The sequence below is a fragment of the Zhongshania aliphaticivorans genome, assembly GCF_902705855.1.
In the GTDB taxonomy this organism is placed as follows: domain Bacteria; phylum Pseudomonadota; class Gammaproteobacteria; order Pseudomonadales; family Spongiibacteraceae; genus Spongiibacter; species Spongiibacter aliphaticivorans_B.
On record NZ_CACSIJ010000001.1, the window covers coordinates 80,704 to 98,327 of the forward strand.

Below are 17,624 nucleotides of genomic sequence, written 5' to 3' on the forward strand. Positions count from 1 at the left end.
TGAATTAAGACGTGGCGGCGGGAATGACTGGGGTGCTGGAACGCACATTGGCATTTTGCCCGCGATTCCTCAGCAAGTGATCCATTAATACAATGGCAACCATCGCCTCAGCAATCGGAACAGCGCGAATCCCTACACAGGGATCATGGCGACCAGTGGTAATCACCTCAACAGGATTACCGTCAAGGTCGACGGTTTTACCAGGCACCAAAATACTCGAGGTTGGCTTTAAGGCAAGGTGCGCAACCAAATCTTGGCCGCTAGAAATACCACCAAGAATACCGCCGGCATTATTCGAGGTAAAACCCTCAGGGGTTAATTCATCGCGATGGGTACTGCCAAGCGCATCAACACAATCAAATCCTGCACCAATTTCGACACCCTTTACTGCATTTATTCCCATTAGGGCATGGGCGATGTCGGCATCTAAACGGTCAAAAACCGGCTCCCCCAAACCCACGGGCATACCGCTGGCCACAACAGTTAATTTAGCACCGACAGAGTCACCCGATTTACGCAGCTTTTGCATATACTCTTCCATGCTTGGAATTTTGCTGGCGTCTGGGCAAAAGAATGGATTGGTTTCAACCACCGCCCAATCCACATTTTCAATCGCAATGGGACCGAGCTGAGACAAATATCCGCGCACCTCAATACCGCAGTGTGCCCGCAAATATTTCTTCGCAACCGCACCGGCAGCAACCCGCATTGCAGTCTCTCGCGCCGAAGAACGCCCACCACCACGATAGTCGCGTGAACCGTATTTTTGCTGATAGGTATAATCGGCATGCATAGGACGAAAACGGTCTTTGATTTTGCCGTAATCTTTTGAACGTTGATCAGTATTCTCAATTATCAGGCCTATAGAGGTGCCGGTGGTTTTCCCCTCAAATACGCCTGACATGATTTTAACCACGTCGTCCTCGCGGCGCTGGGTGGTGTAACGCGAGGTGCCAGGTTTGCGGCGATCTAAATCAATCTGTAAATCTTCCTCACAAATGTCTATTCCCGGTGGGCAACCATCAATAATGGCACCTAGGGCGAGTCCGTGACTCTCACCGAAAGTAGTGACTGTAAACAATTTACCGATGCTATTACCTGACATGAGGTTTCCTGAATCTACTTTAATTAAGGCCGATCTGACGGCGGATTATACGGCAAACGTGGAATACAGTCAGACACTCACAAAAAACTGTCTACATACTCAAGCAATTGCTCGCGGGTCATCACAAACACGCCGTGACCACCCCGCTCAAACTCTAACCACATAAAGGGAACCATCGGGAAGGCCTCGTCTAAAGCGACGCAGCTATTCCCAACTTCCACCACCAATATGCCATTGGGATTTAAGTAGTCAGCCGCATGCCGTAAAATTTGGCGGGTAATATCTAAACCATCGGGCCCTGAGGCCAAACCAAGCGCGGGTTCACGATGGTATTCTTCGGGCATATCGGCCAAATCTTCCGCGTCAACATAGGGTGGATTACTAACAATAAGGTCGTAACGCTCCCCCGCCAACCACTCAAACACATCAGATTGTACGGCCCTAACACGCTCAGACAGATCGTGGCGGGCAATATTAATGTCAGCAACATTGATAGCATCCAGCGAAATATCAGCTAAATCTACCGCGGCGTCCTCAAATTGATAGGCGCAGGCAATGCCGATACAGCCGCTACCCGTACACAGATCGAGAATTCGCTGGGGATAGCTACCACCCAGCCAGGGTTCAAAGCCTTGGCCTATTAACTCCGCGATTGGTGAGCGTGGCACCAATACCCGCTCGTCCACATAAAAAGACAGACCTGCAAACCACGCCTCGCGGGTTAAATAAGCAGCCGGCAGGCGCTCATTAATGCGACGCTCCAAAAGCGATAATATCGACTCGCGCTCCGCCTTGGTTAATCGGGCGTCGAGTAAATCATCGGCAAAATCGAAGGGCAAATTAAGAACATGGCTAATCAACACCCGCGCTTCGTCATAGGCGTTATCTGTGCCGTGGCCGAAGAACAAGCCAGCGCGGCCAAATTCGCTTATCCCCCAGCGCAGGTAATCGCGAAGGCTAAAAAGCTCGTTACTGATATCTTGAGTTTGGCTCACAGTGTCATCCACATTTTCAAAGACGCAATTTTACACGACTTGATCCATTAATCTCACCCTCAACGTATGCACAGATGAAATTGCAATTTCTTAATATTCATCGGGTAGAAGATCGTTTGGAATGTAACCTTGGGTTTGCTACCATTCCCCACCCAAATAGCGCACGAAGGATAAACAGTGGAAAAGGCGTTTGCAGACATTATTAAAAAAATCGGCGAAGATCCGACCAGAGACGGCCTATTAGACACCCCAGCCCGCGCAGCAAAAGCGTTTGAGTTTTTAACAGAAGGCTATCGCCGCAATGTTAAAGATGTTGTTAACGACGCGCTGTTTGACTCCGATTGCAACGAAATGGTTGTGGTATCCGACATCGAACTATACTCGCTGTGCGAACACCACCTGCTCCCCTTTATTGGTAAATGCCACGTCGCTTATATCCCTCAAGGAAAAGTGCTTGGACTCTCCAAAGTCGCTCGCATTGTAGATTTATATGCGCGTCGCCTTCAGATTCAAGAAGGTCTCACCACGCAAATCGCAAACACCATGATGGAAGTAACCGGCGCAGAGGGCGTGGGCGTTATTATTGAAGCAAGACATATGTGCATGATGATGCGCGGTGTTGAAAAGCAAAACTCAGTTATGCGTACCAGCGCAATGCTCGGTGCTTTCAAAGATAACCAAGCAACCCGAACCGAGTTTTTGTCACTTATTAGTATGTAATCTCTTGCTCCCATAAAACACTTTATGGGAGCGAATCCAAACCCCTGTTTACCCGTCAGTCCGGCTTAAAAATCCATTAATCCATTCAGCAATTTGTGTAGCTTGCGTTTCCATATGGCAGTGATGCTGACCCTCGATTTCTCTAATCTCAAAACTATTGCTTATATTAATATCTAATGTGGGCAGCCACTGCCCCAAGCCCTGCTTCGCGGAAACCAGCATCGCAGGGGCAGTAATTGCATCGACTGTCGCCTGTAGTTGCTGAAGGCTCAACTTTACCGGCGATGCCAATTTCAATCGTTTGTCACTGCGCCAGTAAAAACGACCATCTTCGGCCTGATATAAACCCCGTTCCACAATTAACGCCGCCGCTTCGGCAAGCATGGGGGTCGCTTTGCAGCGAGCCGCGACGGCAGCATCAAATGTGGCGTGACCTTTATCACCACCAATAGTGGGGGTACTCGTAAAATCCCTAAGATATTGCCCCATTTGAACAGGGAAGTTCTCTGAAATTTCGGGTTGCGGAATTAAGCCATCTAAACACACCAAATGGCTTACTCGCTGGGGAAGCGCACCGCTGAGTAAGGTGGCGATATTGGCGCCACGGGAATGACCTAATAAGGCAAATTCCTGCCAACCCATTTGATCAGCCACAGAAACAATGCTGCGTAAATCATCCCAAATCGCGTAGTTTCCAGATACAGGCTTATGATCACTTAAACCGTGCCCGGGCAGATCCATCGCTAATATCTGCAAATTGGGAAGTTGCGCTGCGATACGATCAAAGCTCGCGGCATTGTCTAGCCAACCGTGCAGCGCAATAACAGGAAGTCCTGAATCATCACCCCAAAGCTTTGCTGCGAGGCGTAAACCGTCAACAACAAAAGTTTTTACGGTGGCTAGGTGCGTACTCATCGACCGTTATGATCGTAATTGGGGTAATGACGAAGCCACTCTAACGTCCCGCAACCTTGGGAAAATACTTCGGCACTGACTAAAGCCATGCTAGCGGGCTGCATTCCCCAATAGCTCTTGTTGTCGCCATCATGCCAGTGTGCAATGACGTTGCTGAGCAAGGGATTATGGGACACCAGCAGCAGTCGCTCACCCCGAAATGTGGCGAGCATAGTTTCTAATTCAGACTGTGGTGTGTCGGGAGTTAAGGACGATTTCAGGCGCGGCCGCAGCTGCCAGTCTCGGTTTAAAATCGCAGCGGTCTGCACCGCACGCCGATAGGGGCTAACCCATAATTCATCAGGCTTCCATCCGCTTGCGCTGATCCAGTCCGCGGCTACGTTTACCTCTTGTTGACCTACTTCGGTTAGCTCTCGCTCGATATCTGTTTTGGTATCCCAAGATGCAGAGCCGTGCCGTATTAACAAAATTTCCATAACACCTATTACATTACTTAATGATGAACTCTACATCGCGATTCTGCTCGGCACACATCATTGTGCCGATAACTTCACTCACCTGACGACCATTATAAATAATATCGTAAAGGCCATTTACCAAGGGCATGTAAATATCTAAGGCTTCAGACTGCTCCTTCATCAGTCGCAAGGTATTTACACCTTCAGCAACTTGGCCAAGACTGGCAACCACCTCGTTTAAGTCCCGCCCCTGCCCTAATTCGTAACCAACACGATAATTGCGGCTCAATGGTGATGTGCAGGTAACGAACAAATCACCCACGCCGGCCAAACCCATAAAAGTAAGTGGATCTGCGCCTTTTATCACCGCGTAGCGACTCATCTCTGCCAAACTACGCGTTACCAGCATACTGATGGTATTGTGGCCGCAACCCATTGCTGCCGCCATACCCGCCGTGATGGCGTAGACGTTTTTTAATGCGCCCGCTAACTCAACGCCGTACATATCATTACCCGCGTATACTCTAAAATACGAGCACTGCAGTACTTCTTGGATTGTCGCATTGACCTCAGGATCTTCGCTGGCGATGACTGTGCCGGTGATCATTCTAGCCGCTAATTCTTTGGCCAAATTTGGGCCACTCATGACACCTAGGCGAACTTGAGGAAGCTCCTCTCGCAGAACCTCGCTCATTAACTTATTGCTTTCAAACTCAATACCTTTAGTGGTACTGACCAATATGGTGCCGGACGCTAAGTGATCCGCTAATTGCCGCGCCACCTCACGGCTTGATTTGCTCGGTATAGAAAAAAACACCGCATCGCAATTAGCGACCGTTTCTTGCAAATTACTGCTAGCCCGCAGCGAAGGATTGAGTTTTATGCCGGGGAGATATACTTCGTTAGTATGTAATTCATTTACCTCTTGAACACGCTCTGCGGTTCTCATCCATTGGCAGGTATCATGCCCGTTGTCAGCCATAATATTTGCGATCGCAGTACCAAAGCTGCCACCACCTATAATCGCAACCTTATATCGTTTTCCCATATTCAGCCTAACCCCTATCTTATTTATCGTGAGTTTATCACTGCTGCACAGGACTAAAACAAAAAAGGCGGCTTTCGCCGCCTTTTACTTCAATTTTATGCGCTTAATTCCAAAAGCAGCTTATTCAACTTGTGAACATAACTTGCTGGATCTTCAAGTTGTGCCCCCTCAGCTAAATGGGCTTGATCAAAAAGAACATCGACCAGATCAGCAAAGCGATCCTCATCGGCTTCCTTATCTAGCTTAAGAACTAATGGGTGCTGCGGATTCAGCTCAAAAATAGGCTTGCTAGGTGGCAACGCCTGCCCTGCTGCCTCCATCATCCGGCGCATTTGCGCCCCCATATCGTCTTCAGTAACAACTAAACAGGCTGGCGACTCAGTCAAACGGCCAGTTACCCGCACTTTTTCGACTTTTTCAGCTAATACGGTGTTTACTCGCTCAACTAGGTCTTTATGTTCTTCAGCCAATACTTCTTGGGCTTTTTTCTCAGCTTCATCTTCAAGATCACCAAGATCCAAGTCTCCACGACCCACATCCAAGAAAGACTTGCCATCAAAGTCAGCAAGGTGGTTCATCAACCAATCGTCAACGCGCTCAGACAGCAGCAGCACTTCGATACCTTTCTTGCGGAACACTTCAAGATGAGGACTATTAGAAGCCGTTTTATGGCTTTCGCCAGCCACATAATAAATTTTATTCTGCCCTTCTTTCATCCGCGCCACGTAATCTTCTAGCGAATGAGTCTGCTCAGCCTTATTGTCATGGGTAGTTGCAAACCGAAGCAGCTTAGCGATTTTTTCTTTATTGCTGAAATCTTCAGCGGGCCCTTCTTTCATCACCTGACCGAAGGCTTTCCAGAACTGCTGATACTTTTCAACATCGCTTTTCGCAAGCTTGCTCAGCATATCTAACACACGCTTTGTCAATGCACTCTTCATGGCATCAACGGCGGGGTCTTGCTGCAAAATTTCGCGTGAGACGTTTAACGACAAATCGTTTGAATCGATAACACCCTTAACGAAACGCAGGTACAACGGTAGGAATTGCTCAGCATCGTCCATAATAAAGGTACGCTGAACATATAATTTAAGGCCACGTGCCGCATCGCGATTCCATAAATCCATCGGCGCTTGGCCAGGCAAGTACAAAAGACTGGTGTACTCTAGCTTCCCTTCGACTTTATTGTGGCTCCAATGCAAAGCTGGGCTGAAGTCATGGCTAACGTGCTTGTAGAATGTCTGATATTCCTCATCCGTCACTTCGCTACGCGAGCGTGTCCACAGAGCGGTCGCACTGTTAACCGCTTCAAATGTTGGCTCAGCTTGCTCTTCGCCCTCTTTCGGAGCCGGCGGGGTATTTAGCATTTGAACGGGAATACTGATGTGATCAGAGTATTTTTTGATAATGGAGCGAACACGCCAGTCATCAGCAAACTCAGTGTCGTCTGGGCGCAGATGGAGGACAACAGTTGTACCACGATCGACCTTCTCACAAGACTCAATAGAGAAATCGGCTTCGCCGGTGGACTCCCAATGCACAGCATCTGTCGCCGTTAAGCCAGCGCGGCGAGTGAATACCTCAACCCGCTCAGCCACAATAAAGGCCGAGTAGAAACCAACACCAAATTGACCAATCAACTGTGAATCTTTTTTACCATCACCACTGAGATTTTTCAAAAACTCTGCGGTACCAGAGCGAGCTATGGTGCCCAGATTATTAACCACTTCCTCGCGTGACATACCAATACCATTGTCGCTAAGAGTCAAGGTATTGGCATCTTTATCGAGGGTGATGCGAATGTGTAAATCAGGATCATTTTCGTAAAGTGATCCATCCGCTAGTGCTTCGTAACGAAGTTTATCAGCGGCATCCGAGGCGTTTGAAACCAGCTCTCTAAGAAAAATTTCTTTATTGCTATACATTGAGTGAATCATTAACTGCAGCATTTGCTTCGCTTCAGTTTGAAAACCCAGAGTTTCTTTTTCTGCTGTCGACATTGTTGCTACCTTCCTTCAAAAAATTAAGTGTGGCCACAGCGCACTGCGGTCAGTGCTTAGAAGATGGGGTCACCACGTAATTTTTCAAGGCCAGCATTAGGGATTATCTGGTAACACCCGCGCCAATATGGCTTGAACATCCGCGCACTCGGGCAAACAACCGTATATCGCCTGCCCCCCACTCAAGCGTGAGCGAATAAATGCTTCTGCAATAGCGCTTGGCGCCGACTCAATCAGCAGCGAGGCTTGCATCGTTAAAGCCAGCTGCTCAATTAAATAACGGGCACGAAACTCAAGGTTACTGGTTTTTGCAAAAGTCTCCTTAAGACTATTCACCGCATTATCTAGCAATACATTGCGCCCAGCAGTTTTAACCAGCTCCACAAACCAACGATCTAATACCGCCGGCGCTTTCTGCAATGCCCGCAATACGTCTAGGGCCTGAATATTGCCCGAGCCTTCCCAAATCGCATTGATCGGTGCTTCGCGATAGAGCCTTGGCATAATACAATTTTCAATGACGCCGTTTCCGCCCAAACACTCCATTGCCTCATAGGCGTGTGCGGGGGTGCGCTTGCAAATCCAAAACTTACCGACAGCGGTGCCTAGGCGCATCAACAATTGCTCAGCGGGGTCGTCGTCATTATCTAAAGCCTTCGCCATGCGCATAGTCAGCGCAAGCGAGCCTTCTACCTCAAGCTGCAAATCTGCCAGTACATTTTGCATTAGTGCTTGGTCGATTAATCGTGCGCCGAAGGACGAGCGCTGGCGCGCATGATTGACCGCCTGCACAACAGCTTGGCGTTGCCCCGCTGTTGAACCGACCATACAGTCGAAACGCGTTAATGCCACCATCTCGATAATAGCGGCCACACCACGCCCTTCTTCACCTACCATCCAGCCTTGAGCTTGACGCAACTCTAGCTCTGAGGATGCATTGGACACATTACCCATTTTATTTTTTAGCCGTTGCACGTACAGACCATTCTTTTGCCCATCCTCTCGCCAACGCGGTACCAAAAAGCAACTCAAACCACCAGGGGCCTGCGCCAGCATTAAAAAGGCATCACACATTGGTGCCGACAAAAACCATTTATGGCCATTAATTGTGTAAAGCGCGCCATTACCAGAGTCATTCAGCGGCTCTGCGACGGTGGTATTTGCGCGCACATCTGAGCCACCCTGCTTTTCCGTCATCCCCATTCCGATGGTGACCGCAGCCTTCTCAAAATAAGGCACATTCTCTGGCTGATACGCCGTGTTTAAAATTTTAGGTAGCCAGATTTCCGCCAAACGTGGGCTCAATTTGATCGTCGGCACCGAGGCAAACGTCATTGTTAGCGGGCAACCATGACCAGCATCAATTTGAGACTGCATATAACTCAGCGCAGCTCGCTTAAGATGGGCATTCTTCACATTTGGCTGCCACGGCCCTGAATGGATACCTTCGGTCAGCGCCATATTCATTAATTGATGATAGGCGGGATGAAATTTAACTAGGTCTACACGGTGGCCAAAGCGGTCGTGACTCTCAAACTGGGGTTTGTGTTCATTGGCGTCAAAACCCCATTGAATTACGTCGGCGCGGCCGCAGCGCTCACCGTAGGCAATGAGTTGCGCGGTATCATTCACATCATAGTGGCTAAGCACTTCTTGTAGTACGTAGTCACTAGCGTACACATTGTAATTTTCCAAGGCAGAGGATTGATTAAATACCTGATGGGTTTCTGCACTAAAATGCAACTCGGAACTAGCTTGATCAACAGACATAAAGCCCACCTTAATATGTTTCGACTACGGTTTAACGGTCACACCAATTGCTCTCAAACAAAAATCGCGTAAAGCAGCCGTTGTTATTTCATTACAGCCCAGGTGATCTAGCGGCCCCAATAAGCTTTCTGCCATTGCACCCACCAGTGCCGCGGCAGACAGCGACGGTATTTGCTCCTGCAATACGCCACTTTCTACGCCTTCAACAATCAAGGCCTCAAACAACGCAGAATAGGTTCTTCGGTATTGTAAGCGCGCGACATCAACCGCCGGATCAACCGGCTCGGCTATGAGTGCCCATGCCAGCTTAGGGGCTGCGAATGCCCGCTGCGCAAAAGTTTCTGCCGCCGCCGCTAAGCGCGCCGCAACCGAATCATCAAGCGATAACGCGGCCTTAACCGCCTCAACCTCCCGAATGGTTGCACGACGAAACACCTCGGTACTCAATTCATCTTTATTACTAAAATAGCGATACACCGTCCCGACGCCGACCCCAGCTGCGGACGCAACCGCCTGTATCGTGAGTGCTGCAAAGCCACCCTCTCTCACCAATGATTCCGCTGCGTGAAGCAGGCCCGACTTTTGTGCAAGCTTACGCTGGGTAACCATCGGGGTTTCGCGATATGCCATAGGGACTCCGTCTTGATCAAACAAGTGAATCATGATTCACTTGTTTGATCAAGATTTAAAATGGTTCAAAACAACCGCCACCAAAACGCAAAAAGGCGGCCGAAGCCGCCTTTTTTAACAACGCTATGCGAACTTACCAGCCGGTAATTTCTTTCAAAGCTTTGCCAATATCCGCCAATGAGCGAACTGTTTTAACGCCTGCGTCTTGCAGGGCGGCAAACTTCTCATCAGCAGTACCTTTACCGCCAGAGATGATTGCGCCAGCGTGACCCATACGCTTACCAGCAGGTGCAGTTACACCAGCAATGTAAGATACAACAGGCTTAGTTACGTTTGCTTTGATATAAGCAGCTGCTTCTTCTTCAGCAGAACCGCCGATCTCACCGATCATAACAATCGCTTCGGTCGCTGGATCTTTCTCGAACAAAGCGAGAATATCGATGAAGTTAGAGCCTGGGATCGGATCACCACCGATACCAACACAGGTAGACTGGCCAAAACCGTAGTCAGTAGTCTGCTTAACCGCTTCATACGTCAGGGTACCTGAACGCGACACGATGCCGACTTTACCTGGCAAATGAATGTGGCCAGGCATAATGCCGATCTTGCATTCACCTGGGGTGATAACACCTGGGCAGTTAGGTCCGATTAGGCGAACGCCCATCTCGTCACACTTAACTTTACACTCAAGCATATCCATTACTGGAATGTGCTCAGTGATGCATACGATCAGCTTAATACCAGAAGTAGCTGCTTCAAGGATAGAATCCTTACAGAACGCTGCCGGTACATAAATAACTGATGCGTCTGCGCCAGTTGCCTCAACAGCTTCTTTAACAGTATTAAATACTGGAAGACCAAGGTGCTCAGTGCCGCCTTTACCTGGCGTTACACCGCCAACCATTTGCGTACCGTAAGCAATCGCTTGCTCAGAGTGGAAAGTACCCTGACCACCAGTGAAACCTTGACAGATTACCTTGGTGTTTTTGTCGATAAGAATAGACATTATTTGCCCCCTGCTGCTTTAACAGCTTGCTCAGCCGCGTCAGTTAGACTGGTTGCCGCGATGATATCGAGGCCAGAATCAGACAGCAGTTTAGAACCCAGCTCTGCATTGTTACCTTCTAAACGAACCACAACCGGTACGGTTACGCCCACTTCTTTGACTGCACCGATAATACCTTCGGCAATCAGGTCACAACGTACGATACCACCGAAGATGTTAACCAATACCGCTTTAACATTAGTGTCTTCAAGGATAATTTTGAAGGCTTCAGTAACACGCTCTTTAGTTGCACCACCACCTACGTCGAGGAAGTTAGCAGGGAAACCGCCGTGCAGAGAAACAATGTCCATGGTACCCATGGCCAAACCAGCGCCGTTTACCATGCAACCAATGTTACCGGTTAGAGCAACATAGTTAAGATCCCATTCTGCCGCACGCGCTTCGCGCTCATCTTCCTGAGAAGGATCATGCATTGCCTTCAATTCAGGGTGACGATACATCGCGTTAGCATCAACAACTAACTTGGCATCTAAGCAGTGAAGATTGCCTTCGCTGGTAATAACCAATGGGTTGATTTCCATCAGGGCTAAATCTTTGTCTTGGAACAATTGCGCCAAACCCAAGAAAATCTTAACGAATTGTTTTACCTGAGTAGGGTTTAAACCCAACTGGAAAGCCAACTCGCGGCCTTGGTATGGCTGTGCGCCAGTCATCGGATCGATAATTGCCTTGAGAATCTTCTCTGGAGTCTCTTCTGCAACTTTCTCAATCTCTACGCCACCTTCGGTAGACGCCATGAAAACGATGCGACGTGAAGAACGGTCGACAACTGCACCTAAATACAGCTCTTGATCGATATCAGTACACGATTCAACCAAGATCTTCGAAACCGGCTGACCATTTTCATCAGTCTGATAGGTCACTAGGTTTTTACCTAGCCACTTTTCAGCAAATGCTTTGATCTCATCTTTGCTGCTAACCAGCTTAACGCCGCCAGCTTTGCCTCGGCCACCAGCGTGAACTTGGGCTTTAACAACCCATTTGTCGCCGCCAATTTTATCAGCTGCAGCTGCAGCTTCTTCCGGGGTATCACAGGCATATCCTGTAGAAACAGGTAGCCCGTATTCGGCAAACAACTGCTTGCCCTGGTACTCGTGAAGGTTCATGTTGGAATTACCATCTCGGTCTGTGGAAGTGTTAAGCGAGTTAGATCCTGTCAGTGACTTGGCCCGCTCCCTCTGCACATTGCAGTAACAACGCGAAATCGGGATGCGTATTTTCCCGAATTTCGCGCACTACCGCAAATCTATTTACGCTTCTTGCGATTTGGCATGTGGATAGCCTGTCCATTCACCGCTAATGCGGCCTCATGCACAGCCTCGGAAAGCGTTGGGTGACCAAATACAGTCAAACCAATGTCTTCCGCCGACGAACCAAATTCCATAGCGATAACAACTTGTTGCACTAGATCCGCCGCACTGGCGCCAATAATGTGGCAGCCAAGAATACGGTCTGTGTCTTCATGGGCGATCATTTTAACCATGCCGACTGAATCATTAGCAGCTACCGCACGGCCGATTGCCGCAAACGGAAAAGTACCCACTTTGTATGGAATACCGTCTGCTTTAAGCTGCTCTTCTGTTTTACCCACACCAGCAATTTCTGGATGGGTGTAAATAACAGAGGGAATACAGTCATAATTCATCGTAATTTTGTGGCCGGCAATGCGCTCAGCTACCATCACACCCTCTTCTGAACCCTTATGGGCTAGCATCGGGCCGCGAACAATATCACCGACCGCAAAAATACCTGCGGCGTCAGTTTCACAGTAATCGTTAACAAAGATAAATCCGCGCTCATCAAGATTCACGCCGCAATCTGGCGCAAGCAATCCGCTGCTCATTGGCTTGCGACCAACGCAAACAATTAACTTATCAAAGGTTTCGGTTTTCTCTTCATCGTTATGCGAGTAACTGACCTCAACCTTGCCTTTAGCGGTTTTAGTGCCAGTCACACGGGCACCCAAGCGGATATCTAGGCCTTGCTTCTTAAACACTTTCGCCGCTTCTTTGGCTATTTGTCCGTCAACCGCCGGCAAAAAAGTATCTAGTGCTTCTAGCACAACAACATCACTACCTAAGCGCGACCAAACACTGCCAAGCTCTAAACCGATAACACCTGCACCGATAACACCTAATTTGCCAGGAACACTTTGAAACTCTAGGGCACCGGTTGAATCCACGATTATATCTTGGTCAACAGGCGCGGGTGGGATAGCGACCGGAACGGAACCCGCTGCAATAATAATATTCTCGGCTTCAAGTATGCTAGTACTGCCATCAGCCGCAGTAACTTCAACTTTTTTACCCGCCAGAACTTTACCTGCACCCTCTACTGAGGTGACCCCGTTTGCTTGAAACAAGCCGCCGATGCCGCCAATCATTTGGGCAACAACCGCGTCTTTACGCTTGATCATTGCAGGTACATCCATTGTTACATCACCAGTACCAATACCGTGCACTGCGAAATTATCTTTCGCTTCATGGTATTTATAGCTGCTATCCAACAAGGCTTTAGAGGGAATACAACCAACATTCAAACATGTGCCACCCAAGGCCAATTTGTCGCTTTTGTTGCGGGCTTTTTCTACGCAGGCAGTTTTCAAACCAAGTTGCGCAGCACGAATTGCTGCAACATAACCCGCTGGGCCAGAACCAATTACTACCACATCAAATTTCGACATATTCACTTCCCGTTCTTTAGTTTGGGCTTAGCTGCCAAGCAATCCGCCACAGCTAAATGACGCTGATGCCGCAAGGTTCGGCACCAGTCATTTTCGTCAACTAAGTTTTAGATTTCGAGCAATATCCGCGCAGGATCTTCAATCAAGTCTTTAATTGCGACCAAAAATTGAACTGCGTCTTTACCGTCAACTAGGCGGTGATCGTAGGACAGCGCCAAGTACATCATTGGTAAAATAACGACTTCACCATTAACCGCCATAGGACGATCTTGGATTTTGTGCATACCCAAAATAGCAGTTTGTGGTGGGTTGAGAATAGGCGTAGACAGCAATGAGCCAAACACACCACCATTGGTAATAGTAAAGGTGCCGCCGGTCATATCTTCCATGCTTAGTTTGCCGTCTTTAGCACGCAAACCGTATTCACGGATCTTCTCTTCAATTTTCGCCATGCTCATATTTTCAGCATCACGGAGCACTGGCACAACCAAGCCTTTCTCGGTTGATACCGCTACACCCACATCTTGAAAACCGTGATACACGACGTCATCGCCATCAATAGACGCGTTTACTGCCGGGAAGCGCTTCAATGATTCGCAGGCGGCTTTCACGAAAAAGCCCATAAAACCTAAGCGCGTGCCATTGTGTGATTTTTCAAACAAATCTTTATATTGATTGCGTAAATCCATCACTGGTTTCATGTTGACTTCGTTGAAGGTCGTCAACATTGCAGTAGTGTGAGTTGCCTCAAGAAGACGCTCGGCGATACGCTTGCGTAAACGTGTCATTGGTACGCGTTTTTCAACTCGCTCACCGGCGGGAACATCAACCGCTGGCGCGGGGGCTGCTGCTGGTTTTGCAGCTGGTGCAGCTACAGGCTTATAGCTTGCAACGTCTTCTTTGGTAATAACGCCGCCCTTGCCCGTACCAGTAACAGCAGCCGCATCAATGCCTTTTTCATCTAGCATTTTGCGTGCTGCTGGGCTAATTTTTAGGTCTGCGGTAGCAGCAGGCGCTGCCGCTGCTGGCTGAGCAGACTCAGCAGGAGCACTGGCCGCCGCGCCCTCTTCAAACGTGGCGATAAGCTCATCGCTAAGAACCGTATCGCCCTCACCTTTAATGATTTCTTTTAATACGCCGTCAGCTGGTGCAACAACCTCTAACACCACCTTATCCGTTTCGATGTCTACCAATGGCTCATCGCGGGAAACCGCTTCGCCGACTTTTTTATGCCATGTAGCAATAGAACCGTCCGCGACTGATTCCGGAAATGTTGGTGCTTTAATTTCAGTGCTCATCACTCTTCCTGTCAATTAATATCGCTGTACGAGACAGTCTTTATAAGTTGATTAAAACCTTACAGTTTTAATGCCTGTTTAATAAACTTCTCTTGCTGCTCAAGGTGTAACGCCATGTAACCAGCCGCAGGTGATGCGGAAGGCTCACGCCCTACATAACCGAGCAATAGATTCTTTTCAGGTTTAAAGCTGCGTATTACGCGGGTCATACGATGGCGGCTATTATACCAAGCCCCTTGGTTACGAGGCTCTTCCTGACACCAAACCACTTTCTTAAGGTTAGGATAACCAGCAATAGCGTTCCGTAAATCCTCATAGGGAAAAGGATAGACCTGCTCAAGGCGAACGATCGCGACTGAGTCTTTACCATGTTCACGTCGAGCTGCGCGCAGGTCGTAATACACTTTACCGCTACACAGAATCATGCGCGTGACTTTTGACTTATCGATGTCATCAGTCTCATCAATCACATTCTGGAATTGACCTTCGGTTAATTCTTCTAGGGTCGATACCGCCTCTTTATGACGCAGCAAGCTCTTTGGAGACATCACTATCAAGGGGCGACGTAAAGGACGAATCGCCTGACGGCGCAACATGTGATAAACCTGCGCGGGCGTAGACGGAACGCACACTTGAATATTGTGCTCAGCACACAACTGCAAGAAACGTTCTAGTTTCGCCGACGAATGCTCTGGCCCCTGCCCTTCATAACCGTGTGGCAGCAGCATGGTTAAACCACACAGACGACCCCACTTTAATTCACCACTACTAATGAACTGGTCGATAACAACCTGCGCACCGTTGGCAAAGTCACCGAACTGCGCTTCCCAAATAACCAGTGAATCTGGCTGAGTGGTTGAATAACCGTACTCAAAGGCGAGCACCGCTTCTTCTGACAGAAGAGAGTCGAAAATAGCAAATGCTGGCTGATCTGCAGACATGTTCTGTAATGGGATATAACGGCGCGCGTCTGACTGGCTGTGCAAAACCGCATGGCGATGCGAGAACGTACCGCGACCAACATCCTGCCCCGTTAAACGTACTTTATGTCCCTGCTTAAGCAGTGAACCATACGCCAGAACCTCGGCAAAACCCCAGTTAATTGGCATTGCGCCTGCGGCCATTTTACGACGATCTTCGTAAATTTTGGCGACTTGACGCTGTACCACAATGCCTTCTGGAATGGCATTAACTAGCTCTGCGGTTTCTTTTAGCAATTTTGGATCGATGGTCGTGTCGCCCGCCACATCCCAAGCGTGGCCAAGATACGGTGCCCAATCAACAAATAGCTCTTTGTTTGGCTCCATGACCAAACTTTTTGCTACGTGCTCACCGTTATCGAGCGCCTGACGGTAATCGTCAGCCATCTTGTCAGCCAGCTCTTTGCTTACAACGCCTTCTTCAAGCAGCTTATTAACATAGAGTTCGCGAGTCGTCTTTTGCTTACTGATTTTGTTGTACATCAATGGCTGAGTGCCTGAGGGCTCATCAGCTTCATTGTGACCACGACGGCGATAGCAGATTAAATCGACAACCACATCTTTCTTAAATTCTTGACGGAAATCGGCAGCCAACTGACTAACAAACAACACCGCCTCAGGGTCGTCACCATTAACATGAAAAATGGGCGCCTGAACCATTTTAGCAACGTCGGTACAGTACTCTGTTGAACGTGCATCTTCCTGCAAGCTTGTTGTAAAGCCCACTTGGTTATTGATAACGATATGAACGGTACCGCCGGTTTTATAGGCGCGGGTTTGAGACATTTGAAATGTCTCCATAACTACACCCTGACCTGCAAATGCCGCGTCGCCGTGCAATACAATAGGAACAACCTTGTCACCGATAGGGTCGTTACGACGATCCTGTCTTGCGCGAACTGAGCCTTCAACCACAGGAGACACAATTTCCAAATGCGATGGGTTAAAGGCCAAAGCCAAATGCACTTCACCGCCTGGCGTCATCACATTTGAAGAAAAACCTTGGTGGTACTTAACGTCAGCAGAACCTTGGTACTTAACCTTGCCTTCAAACTCATCAAACAACTCAGCAGGGTTTTTGCCTAAAATATTGACTAATAAATTGAGGCGTCCACGGTGAGCCATACCAATGACCATTTCTTTGGCACCGTATGAGCCCGCACGCTGAATGATGGCATCCATCATTGGAATTAAGCTTTCGCCGCCTTCAAGGCCAAAACGTTTGGTACCGGGATATTTTGAACCCAGCGATTTTTCCAAACCTTCGGCAGCCGTTAAGCGCTCAAGCAAATGTGTACGAATATCAAGACCATACTGAGGTTGCGAACGAACACTTTCCATTCGCTGCTGAATCCATGTGCGTTCACGCGTATCGACAATGTGCATGAACTCAGCACCGACTGAGCGGCAATAAGTTGAACGCAATGCATCATAAATATCGCGCAAGGAAGCTTGATCTTTGCCAATATACAAGCTGCCAGTTTGGAAAGTTGTATCAAAATCCGCTTCGCTCAACTGGTGGTATTGCAATTCAAGATCAGGAACGCGTGACCGCTGCCACAAACCTAAAGGGTCTAGTTCTGCTTCTTGATGACCACGTTGACGATAGGCACTGACCAGTTGAATAACTCTGACCTGCTTGCGCTCGTGAACACTAATGTCGTTATTGACAGGGCCACTGTAGCGAATCGGCGTTTTTGCTAATTGCGCAAAATGTTCGCGAACCGGAGAGTGAGGGATATCATGCGTCGCATTTTCACTGACGCGGGGTAATTGCTGAAAATAGTCCCGCCATTCGTCAGAAACAGCGTTTGGATCTGTGAGGTAGGCCTCATACAACTCTTCTACGTAAGTTGCATTGCCGCCAGATATATGTGAGCTTTTCCATAGAAGCTCCATCGAATTTTTCTGCATTCCTGTCCACCTAAAAATAAGGGAAGTGGCAGTCTGAATGAT

14 protein-coding genes are annotated in these 17,624 nt (G+C 48.5%); 1 reads left to right on the plus strand and 13 read right to left on the minus strand.

Translation table 11 applies throughout. The features are described from left to right. Positions 1-4: 4 nt before the first annotated feature. Positions 5-1,105 carry a chorismate synthase gene (gene aroC / locus GVJ32_RS00360; RefSeq protein ID WP_159238077.1) on the minus strand — a complete coding sequence of 367 codons (1,101 nt, stop codon included), beginning with the start codon at positions 1,103-1,105 and terminating at the stop codon, positions 5-7. Positions 1,106-1,182: 77 nt separating this feature from the next. Then, a complete protein-coding gene (gene prmB, locus GVJ32_RS00365) occupies positions 1,183-2,100 on the minus strand; it encodes a 50S ribosomal protein L3 N(5)-glutamine methyltransferase (RefSeq protein WP_159238078.1) in 918 nt (305 codons plus the stop codon). A gap of 177 nt (positions 2,101-2,277) precedes the next feature. Between prmB and folE the strand changes: the two genes are divergently transcribed. Continuing rightward, positions 2,278-2,820, plus strand: coding sequence for a GTP cyclohydrolase I FolE (gene folE / locus GVJ32_RS00370; RefSeq protein WP_159238079.1), 543 nt, complete (start codon positions 2,278-2,280; stop codon positions 2,818-2,820). Between the two features lie 48 nt (positions 2,821-2,868). Here folE and GVJ32_RS00375 read toward each other — a convergent pair whose 3' ends face one another. The 11 genes from GVJ32_RS00375 to GVJ32_RS00425 all read right to left on the minus strand — a co-directional run bounded on the left by GVJ32_RS00375 (position 2,869) and on the right by GVJ32_RS00425 (position 17,582). Beyond that, positions 2,869-3,735 (minus strand): alpha/beta fold hydrolase, encoded by an 867-nt coding sequence (locus GVJ32_RS00375; protein ID WP_159238080.1) that lies wholly within the window; start codon positions 3,733-3,735, stop codon positions 2,869-2,871. Then, a complete protein-coding gene (locus GVJ32_RS00380; protein ID WP_159238081.1) occupies positions 3,732-4,211 on the minus strand; it encodes a SixA phosphatase family protein in 480 nt (159 codons plus the stop codon). The genes GVJ32_RS00375 and GVJ32_RS00380 overlap by 4 nt, the downstream gene beginning before the upstream one ends. Positions 4,212-4,224: 13 nt before the next feature. After that, positions 4,225-5,241, minus strand: a complete 1,017-nt coding sequence (locus GVJ32_RS00385; RefSeq protein WP_159238082.1) for an NAD(P)H-dependent glycerol-3-phosphate dehydrogenase — start codon at positions 5,239-5,241, stop codon at positions 4,225-4,227. A 95-nt stretch (positions 5,242-5,336) separates the two neighbouring features. Next, entirely contained in the window at positions 5,337-7,241 is a 1,905-nt protein-coding gene (htpG, locus tag GVJ32_RS00390) for a molecular chaperone HtpG (RefSeq protein WP_159238083.1), read from the minus strand. A 96-nt stretch (positions 7,242-7,337) separates the two neighbouring features. After that, positions 7,338-9,011 (minus strand): acyl-CoA dehydrogenase family protein, encoded by a 1,674-nt coding sequence (locus GVJ32_RS00395; protein ID WP_159238084.1) that lies wholly within the window; start codon positions 9,009-9,011, stop codon positions 7,338-7,340. A 24-nt stretch (positions 9,012-9,035) separates the two neighbouring features. Continuing rightward, positions 9,036-9,641: a TetR/AcrR family transcriptional regulator gene (locus GVJ32_RS00400; RefSeq protein ID WP_159238085.1), complete on the minus strand. Its 606-nt coding sequence runs from the start codon at positions 9,639-9,641 to the stop codon at positions 9,036-9,038. A 133-nt stretch (positions 9,642-9,774) separates the two neighbouring features. After that, the gene (gene sucD, locus GVJ32_RS00405) at positions 9,775-10,647 is read right to left on the minus strand and encodes a succinate--CoA ligase subunit alpha (RefSeq protein ID WP_159238086.1); all 873 of its coding nucleotides are present in this window, start codon (positions 10,645-10,647) and stop codon (positions 9,775-9,777) included. Beyond that, on the minus strand, positions 10,647-11,813 hold the full coding sequence (gene sucC / locus GVJ32_RS00410; protein ID WP_159238087.1) for an ADP-forming succinate--CoA ligase subunit beta: 1,167 nt from the start codon (positions 11,811-11,813) through the stop codon (positions 10,647-10,649). Before sucC ends, sucD begins: the two co-directional genes overlap by 1 nt. A 140-nt stretch (positions 11,814-11,953) precedes the next feature. Continuing rightward, positions 11,954-13,390, minus strand: a complete 1,437-nt coding sequence (gene lpdA / locus GVJ32_RS00415; RefSeq protein WP_159238088.1) for a dihydrolipoyl dehydrogenase — start codon at positions 13,388-13,390, stop codon at positions 11,954-11,956. Positions 13,391-13,497: 107 nt separating this feature from the next. Next, the gene (gene odhB / locus GVJ32_RS00420; protein WP_159238089.1) at positions 13,498-14,688 is read right to left on the minus strand and encodes a 2-oxoglutarate dehydrogenase complex dihydrolipoyllysine-residue succinyltransferase; all 1,191 of its coding nucleotides are present in this window, start codon (positions 14,686-14,688) and stop codon (positions 13,498-13,500) included. Between the two features lie 59 nt (positions 14,689-14,747). Then, on the minus strand, positions 14,748-17,582 hold the full coding sequence (locus GVJ32_RS00425) for a 2-oxoglutarate dehydrogenase E1 component (protein ID WP_159238090.1): 2,835 nt from the start codon (positions 17,580-17,582) through the stop codon (positions 14,748-14,750). Between the last annotated feature and the right edge of the window lie 42 nt (positions 17,583-17,624).

Coding starts and splice junctions, on each gene's coding strand:
- aroC (WP_159238077.1), bottom strand. CDS start 1,105: ATGTCAGGTAATAGCATCGGTAAATTGTTTACAGTCACTACTTTCGGT.
- GVJ32_RS00375 (WP_159238080.1), bottom strand. CDS start 3,735: ATGAGTACGCACCTAGCCACCGTAAAAACTTTTGTTGTTGACGGTTTA.
- GVJ32_RS00380 (WP_159238081.1), bottom strand. CDS start 4,211: ATGGAAATTTTGTTAATACGGCACGGCTCTGCATCTTGGGATACCAAA.
- GVJ32_RS00385 (WP_159238082.1), bottom strand. CDS start 5,241: ATGGGAAAACGATATAAGGTTGCGATTATAGGTGGTGGCAGCTTTGGT.
- htpG (WP_159238083.1), bottom strand. CDS start 7,241: ATGTCGACAGCAGAAAAAGAAACTCTGGGTTTTCAAACTGAAGCGAAG.
- GVJ32_RS00395 (WP_159238084.1), bottom strand. CDS start 9,011: ATGTCTGTTGATCAAGCTAGTTCCGAGTTGCATTTTAGTGCAGAAACC.
- GVJ32_RS00400 (WP_159238085.1), bottom strand. CDS start 9,641: ATGGCATATCGCGAAACCCCGATGGTTACCCAGCGTAAGCTTGCACAA.
- sucD (WP_159238086.1), bottom strand. CDS start 10,647: ATGTCTATTCTTATCGACAAAAACACCAAGGTAATCTGTCAAGGTTTC.
- sucC (WP_159238087.1), bottom strand. CDS start 11,813: ATGAACCTTCACGAGTACCAGGGCAAGCAGTTGTTTGCCGAATACGGG.
- lpdA (WP_159238088.1), bottom strand. CDS start 13,390: ATGTCGAAATTTGATGTGGTAGTAATTGGTTCTGGCCCAGCGGGTTAT.
- odhB (WP_159238089.1), bottom strand. CDS start 14,688: ATGAGCACTGAAATTAAAGCACCAACATTTCCGGAATCAGTCGCGGAC.
- GVJ32_RS00425 (WP_159238090.1), bottom strand. CDS start 17,582: ATGCAGAAAAATTCGATGGAGCTTCTATGGAAAAGCTCACATATATCT.